This is a genomic window from Streptomyces sp. SID10853 (assembly GCF_010548145.1).
In the GTDB taxonomy this organism is placed as follows: domain Bacteria; phylum Actinomycetota; class Actinomycetes; order Streptomycetales; family Streptomycetaceae; genus Streptomyces.
This window is the reverse complement of sequence record NZ_JAAGLN010000301.1, coordinates 1-7,030: the sequence shown is the minus strand read 5'-3', so window position 1 is coordinate 7,030 and position 7,030 is coordinate 1. Positions and strand designations below refer to the sequence as shown.

5 protein-coding genes are annotated in these 7,030 nt (G+C 69.7%); 3 read left to right on the top strand and 2 right to left on the bottom strand.

Annotated elements, in window-relative coordinates; all coding sequences use genetic code 11:
• Window positions 1-71 precede the first annotated feature (71 nt).
• Window positions 72-2,387: a GTP pyrophosphokinase gene (gene relA / locus G3I19_RS32790; protein WP_164267357.1), complete on the top strand. Its 2,316-nt coding sequence runs from the start codon at window positions 72-74 to the stop codon at window positions 2,385-2,387.
• Window positions 2,388-2,479: 92 nt separating this feature from the next.
• Here relA and G3I19_RS32785 read toward each other — a convergent pair whose 3' ends face one another.
• Together G3I19_RS32785 and G3I19_RS32780 are read right to left on the bottom strand one after the other, a co-directional pair.
• Complete coding sequence (locus G3I19_RS32785; RefSeq protein WP_164267355.1) at window positions 2,480-3,709, bottom strand: DUF349 domain-containing protein; 1,230 nt, start codon at window positions 3,707-3,709, stop codon at window positions 2,480-2,482.
• Between the two features lie 173 nt (window positions 3,710-3,882).
• The gene (locus G3I19_RS32780) at window positions 3,883-4,665 is read right to left on the bottom strand and encodes a peptidylprolyl isomerase (RefSeq protein ID WP_164267356.1); all 783 of its coding nucleotides are present in this window, start codon (window positions 4,663-4,665) and stop codon (window positions 3,883-3,885) included.
• A 182-nt stretch (window positions 4,666-4,847) separates the two neighbouring features.
• Between G3I19_RS32780 and G3I19_RS32775 the strand changes: the two genes are divergently transcribed.
• Both G3I19_RS32775 and hisS read left to right on the top strand, forming a co-directional pair.
• On the top strand, window positions 4,848-5,534 hold the full coding sequence (locus G3I19_RS32775; RefSeq protein ID WP_164267354.1) for an MBL fold metallo-hydrolase: 687 nt from the start codon (window positions 4,848-4,850) through the stop codon (window positions 5,532-5,534).
• Window positions 5,535-5,544: 10 nt separating this feature from the next.
• On the top strand, window positions 5,545-6,807 hold the full coding sequence (hisS, locus tag G3I19_RS32770; protein WP_164267353.1) for a histidine--tRNA ligase: 1,263 nt from the start codon (window positions 5,545-5,547) through the stop codon (window positions 6,805-6,807).
• Window positions 6,808-7,030 lie beyond the last annotated feature (223 nt).

Sequence of the window (7,030 nt, the reverse complement as noted above, 5' to 3'; positions counted from 1 at the left end):
CCAAGCCCGCCGTACAGCCGCCCGAACCCGCCACCCAGGGCGCGACCGCGCGCCCGGCCCCGCAGAGCCCGGTGGCGCGCTCCGGCGGCTCGTCCAACCGGGTCAGGGCCAGGCTCGCCCGGCTGGGTGTGCAGCGCTCCTCGCCGTACAACCCGGTGCTCGAACCGCTGCTGCGGGCCGTCCGCGGCAACGACCCCAAGATCGAGTCCGCGACCCTGCGGCAGATCGAGCGCGCCTACCAGGTGGCCGAGCGCTGGCACCGCGGGCAGAAGCGCAAGAGCGGCGACCCGTACATCACGCACCCGCTCGCGGTGACGACGATCCTCGCCGAGCTGGGCATGGACCCGGCCACTCTGATGGCGGGGCTGCTGCACGACACCGTCGAGGACACCGAGTACGGCCTGGACACCCTGCGCCGCGACTTCGGCGACCAGGTCGCCCTGCTCGTCGACGGCGTCACCAAGCTCGACAAGGTGAAGTTCGGCGAGGCCGCGCAGGCCGAGACCGTACGCAAGATGGTCGTCGCCATGGCCAAGGACCCGCGCGTCCTGGTCATCAAGCTCGCCGACCGGCTGCACAACATGCGCACCATGCGGTATCTCAAGCGGGAGAAGCAGGAGAAGAAGGCCCGCGAGACCCTGGAGATCTACGCGCCGCTCGCCCACCGCCTGGGCATGAACACCATCAAGTGGGAGCTGGAGGACCTCGCCTTCGCGATCCTCTACCCCAAGATGTACGACGAGATCGTGCGGCTGGTCGCCGAGCGTGCCCCCAAGCGCGACGAGTACCTCGCCATAGTGACCGACGAGGTCCAGTCCGATCTGCGCGCCGCCCGTATCAAGGCCACGGTCACCGGGCGCCCCAAGCACTACTACAGCGTCTACCAGAAGATGATCGTCCGCGGCCGTGACTTCGCGGAGATCTACGACCTGGTGGGCATCCGCATCCTCGTCGACACCGTCCGCGACTGCTACGCGGCGCTCGGCACCGTCCATGCCCGGTGGAATCCGGTCCCGGGGCGGTTCAAGGACTACATCGCGATGCCCAAGTTCAACATGTACCAGTCGCTGCACACCACGGTGATCGGCCCCAGCGGCAAGCCCGTCGAGCTGCAGATCCGTACGTTCGACATGCACCGCCGCGCCGAGTACGGCATCGCCGCGCACTGGAAGTACAAGCAGGAGGCCGTCGCGGGCGCCTCCAAGGTGCGCACCGACGCACCGAAGAGCCCCGGCAAGGGCTCCCGCCAGGACACCGTCAACGACATGGCCTGGCTGCGGCAGCTGCTGGACTGGCAGAAGGAGACCGAGGACCCCAGCGAGTTCCTGGAGTCGCTGCGCTTCGACCTGTCGCGCAACGAGGTCTTCGTGTTCACGCCGAAGGGCGACGTCATCGCGCTGCCCGCCGGGGCCACCCCCGTCGACTTCGCGTACGCCGTCCACACGGAGGTCGGCCACCGGACGATAGGGGCCCGGGTCAACGGGCGGCTCGTCCCGCTCGAATCGACCCTCGACAACGGTGACCTGGTGGAGGTCTTCACCTCCAAGGCCGCCGGCGCCGGGCCGTCGAGGGACTGGCTCGGCTTCGTCAAGTCGCCCCGGGCGCGCAACAAGATCCGTGCCTGGTTCTCCAAGGAACGCCGTGACGAGGCGATCGAGCAGGGCAAGGACTCCATCGCGCGGGCCATGCGCAAGCAGAACCTGCCGATCCAGCGCATCCTCACCGGCGACTCGCTCGTCACACTGGCGCACGAGATGCGTTACCCGGACATCTCCTCGCTGTACGCGGCGATCGGCGAGGGCCATGTCGCGGCGCAGGGCGTCGTACAGAAGCTGGTGCAGGCGCTCGGCGGCGAGGAAGCGGCCAACGAGGACATCGCCGAGTCCACCCCGCCGTCCCACGGCCGCAGCAAGCGCCGTGCCAACGCGGACCCGGGTGTGGTCGTCAAGGGCGTCGACGACGTCTGGGTGAAGCTCGCCCGCTGCTGCACTCCCGTCCCCGGCGACCCCATCATCGGGTTCGTCACCCGGGGGAGCGGGGTCTCCGTGCACCGCGCGGACTGCGTCAACGTCGACTCGCTGTCCCAGCAGCCCGAGCGGATCCTCGAAGTCGAGTGGGCCCCCACCCAGTCCTCGGTCTTCCTGGTCGCCATCCAGGTCGAGGCCCTGGACCGCTCCCGGCTGCTGTCGGACGTCACCCGCGTCCTCTCCGACCAGCACGTCAACATCCTGTCGGCTGCGGTCCAGACCTCCCGCGACCGGGTGGCCACCTCACGCTTCACCTTCGAGATGGGTGACCCGAAGCACCTCGGTCACGTCCTGAAGGCGGTACGGGGGGTGGAGGGCGTCTACGACGTCTACCGGGTGACATCGGCCCGCCGGCCCTGACACCGGGCTCCTGACACCAGGACACCAGGACAAGGGGAAGGGCCCTCCGCCACGAGCGGAGGGCCCTTCCCCGTGCTGACCGTACGGACGGCTCAGCCGCCGAACTCCTCCAGGCCCTTCATCGCCTGGTCGAGCAGCGCCTGCCGGCCCTCCAGCTCACGGGCGAGCTTGTCGGCCCTGGCGTTGTTGCCCGCCGCACGCGCCGTGTCGATCTGCTTGCGCAGCTTGTCGACCGCGTCCTGCAGCTGACCGGTCAGACCCGCGGCACGCGCACGCGCCTCCGGGTTGGTCCGCCGCCACTCGGTCTCCTCGGCCTCCTGGAGCGCCCGCTCCACCGTGTGCATCCGGCCCTCGACCTTCGGCCGGGCGTCACGCGGTACGTGGCCGATCGCCTCCCAGCGCTCGTTCAGCCCCCGGAACGCCGCCCTGGCCGACTTGAGATCCCGTACCGGGAGCAGCTTCTCGGCCTCGGCCGCGAGCTCCTCCTTCAGCTTGAGGTTCTCGGACTGTTCGGCGTCCCGCTCGGCGAAGACCTCGCTGCGGGCGGCGAAGAAGACGTCCTGGGCGCCGCGGAAACGGTTCCACAGGTCGTCCTCGGACTCGCGCTGGGCGCGGCCCGCGGCCTTCCACTCGGTCATCAGATCGCGGTAACGGGCCGCTGTCGCACCCCAGTCGGTCGACCCCGAGAGCGACTCCGCCTCGGCGACCAGCTTCTCCTTGGCCTTGCGGGCCTCCTCGCGCTGGGCGTCCAGCGACGCGAAGTGCGCCTTGCGCCGCTTGGAGAACGCCGACCTGGCGTGCGAGAAGCGGTGCCACAGCTCGTCGTCGGACTTCCGGTCGAGCCTGGGGAGGCCCTTCCAGGTGTCCACCAGCGCCCGCAGCCGCTCACCCGCCGACCGCCACTGGTCGCTCTGCGCCAGCTCCTCGGCCTCCACGACCAGGGCTTCCTTGGCGTGCTTCGCCTCGTCGGTCTGCCTGGCCTTCTGGGCCTTGCGCTCCTCGCGGCGCGCCTCGACCGTCGAGACCAGCCCGTCCAGCCGCACCCGCAGAGCGTCCAGGTCGCCGACGGCATGGTGCTCGTCGACCTGCCCGCGCAGGTGGTCGATGGCGGTCTGGGCGTCCTTGGCCGACAGATCGGTGGTCTTCACCCGGCGTTCGAGGAGGCCGATCTCGACGACCAGGCCCTCGTACTTGCGCTCGAAGTAGGCCAGGGCCTCCTCGGGAGAGCCTGCCTGCCAAGAACCGACGACCTTCTCGCCGTCGGCCGTACGCACGTATACGGTGCCGGTCTCGTCGACACGGCCCCACGGGTCGCTGCTCACAGCGCCTCCATCCACATGATGCCTGCGGAGACTTGTGGGCCCCCGGACATCGTCCACAGTTTCTTCGGCCGGGCTGGCTGCGCCCCGCACACCGCCAACATAGGCGAACGGCGGGGCGGCTGTCCGCATCCGGCCCATCCGAATATCCCCATATCCCCACGAGGGGAGCGGGATCAGTCCTTGGTGACGGTGGCCTTGGAGATGGTGACGGCCTTCTTGGGCGCACCGTCCTGGCTGCCGCCGGTCACTCCGGCCTTGGCGACCGCCTTCACCGTCTTCAGCCCCGCCGCGTCCATCGTCCCGAACGGCGTGTAGGTCGGGGGCAGTTTGCTGTCCTTGTAGACGAGGAAGAACTGGCTGCCGCCGGTGTGCGGCTGACCGGTGTTGGCCATCGCCACCGTGCCGGCCGGGTAGGTCACCGTACCGTCGCTGCCCGCCTTGCCGAGCGCCGTCAGGTTCTCGTCCGGGATGGTGTAGCCGGGCCCGCCCGAGCCGTCGCCCTTGGGGTCGCCGCACTGGAGCACGTAGATCCCGCTGGTGGTGAGGCGGTGGCACTTGGTCTTGTCGAAGAAGCCCTTGTCCGCGAGCGACTTGAAGGAGTTCACCGTGTGCGGGGTCTTCGCGGCGTCCATGACCAGCGAGACCGGACCCTGGCTGGTCTTCAGCGCGAAGGTGTACTTCGCCTTCTTGTCGATCTTCATCGCCGGCTCGGGGGGACCGCTGCTGCTCGCCGAGGGCGACGGGTCCGCGGCTTTGGCGGGAGCCGCCTTGCCGTCGTCGCCCTTGAACGCTCCCGCTCCCCAGGCGATACCGCCCGCCACGACCACCACGGCGACCGCGGACGCGATCACCGCGTTACGGCGGCGTGCGTTGCGCCGGGCGGTGATGCGGCGCTGCTGCTGCCGCTCGAACTTTTCCCTGGCGAGCTGCCGCCGCCGCTGATCGCTGTTGACCACCGGGTGTTCTCCCTCGTCCGTCTGCATGCGTCATGCATGCGTCCGTGTGCATGCGTGATCCGTGCGTGTCGTATACCTGTCCGGGCTAGGCCGTACCGTATATGGGTTCGCTGTGCGATGAGCGGCGCCGGTAGGCTCTGATCTGCTGCATTCTCCCGCTGGACCGACATTTAAGGACGATCGTGCTCATTGCCGGGTTCCCCGCCGGGGCCTGGGGGACCAACTGCTATCTGGTCGCCCCCGCCGCCGGTGAGGAGTGCGTGATCATCGACCCCGGCCACCAGGCTGCCGGCGGAGTCGAGGACGCGCTCAGGAAGCATCGGCTCAAGCCTGTGGCGGTCGTTCTCACCCATGGCCACATCGACCATGTGGCATCGGTCGTCCCGGTGTGCGGAGCGCATGACGTGCCGGCCTGGATCCATCCCGCCGACCGCTTCATGATGAGCGACCCGGAGAAGGGCATCGGCCGCTCCATCGGGATGCCGCTGATGGGCGAACTGACCGTCGGCGAACCGGACGACGTCAAGGAGCTGGCCGACGGGAGCGAGCTGAACCTCGCGGGTCTGGAGTTCGCCGTCTCGCATGCGCCCGGCCATACCAAGGGGTCGGTGACGTTCAGGATGCCCGAGGCCGCGGACATTCCGCAGATCCTCTTCTCGGGCGACCTGCTCTTCGCCGGCTCCATCGGCCGCACCGACATGCCCGGTGGCGACCACGCCGAGATCCTCGAGTCGCTGGCCCGTGTGTGCCTGCCGCTCGACGACTCGACCGTGGTCCTGCCCGGTCACAACGAGCAGACGACCATCGGCCGCGAGCGCGCCACCAACCCGTATCTGCGGGGCCTGGCCGCTCCCCGACGAGGAATGTGACGACTTTTCCGTGAGTACTTTCCAGGCCCCCAAGGGCACGTACGACCTTCTGCCGCCGTCCTCCGCGAAGTTCCTCGCGGTACGCGAGGCGCTCGCGGCCCCGCTGCGGAACTCCGGCTACGAGTACATCGAGACGCCCGGCTTCGAGAACGTCGAGCTGTTCTCGCGCGGCGTCGGCGAGTCCACCGACATCGTCTCCAAGGAGATGTACGTCTTCGAGACGCGCGGCGGCGACCGGCTGGCCCTGCGCCCCGAGGGCACCGCATCCGTGCTGCGCGCCGCGCTTGAGGCCAACCTGCACAAGGCCGGGAACCTGCCGGTCAAGCTCTGGTACTCGGGCTCGTACTACCGCTACGAGCGCCCGCAGAAGGGCCGCTACCGCCACTTCTCGCAGGTCGGCGCCGAAGCCGTCGGCACCGAGGACCCCGCGCTCGACGCCGAGATGATCATCCTGGCCGACCAGGCGTACCGCTCGCTCGGCCTGCGGCAGTTCCGGATCCTGCTCAACTCGCTCGGGGACCGGGAGTGCCGGCCGCTGTACCGCGACGCGCTCCAGGGCTTCCTGCGCGGGCTCGACCTGGACGAGGACACCCGCCGCCGGGCCGAGATCAACCCGCTGCGGGTGCTGGACGACAAGCGGCCCGACGTGCAGAAGCAGCTGGCCGGTGCGCCGCTGCTGCGGGACTACCTGTGCGAGGCGTGCAAGGCGTACCACGAGGAGGTCCGCGCCCTGCTGACCGCAGCGGGCGTCGCGTACGAGGACGATGTGAAGCTGGTCCGCGGCCTCGACTACTACACGCGCACCACCTTCGAGTTCGTCCACGACGGACTCGGCTCGCAGTCCGCGGTGGGCGGTGGCGGCCGTTACGACGGGCTCTCCGAGATGATCGGCGGCCCCGCGCTGCCGTCGGTGGGCTGGGCGCTCGGCGTGGACCGTACGGTGCTGGCGCTCGAGGCGGAGGGCGTCGAGCTGGAACTGCCCACCACCACAAGCGTGTTCGCCGTGCCGCTCGGCGAGGAGGCCCGCCGGGTGCTCTTCGGGCTGGTCACCGAACTGCGCAGGGCCGGGGTCGCCACGGACTTCGCGTTCGGCGGCCGCGGCCTCAAGGGCGCGATGAAGAGCGCCAACCGCAGTGGGGCCCGCTTCACCGTGGTCGCGGGCGAGCGGGACCTCGCCGAGGGTGTCGTCCAGCTCAAGGACATGGAGTCGGGCGAGCAGGGCGCGGTGCCGCTCGACGACCTGGTCGCCGAGGTCCGTACCCGGCTCGGCTGACGGGTGTCTGTGTGAACCGGCCTGTGGCCCGGACGGAGAGTCTCCGTCCGGGCCACAGGCGTACAGCCCGCCACCCGGCATCATCGCGATTTATGACAAGTCGGACAGATGTGTCAACCTGGCGGGCCGGAGTCCGCCCTTACGGATAATTGCGACACATGATCGCCGGGTACGGTTCACGGCGGCCGGCCGGGCCGTGCGCCCGGCGGCGATCACCGCACCG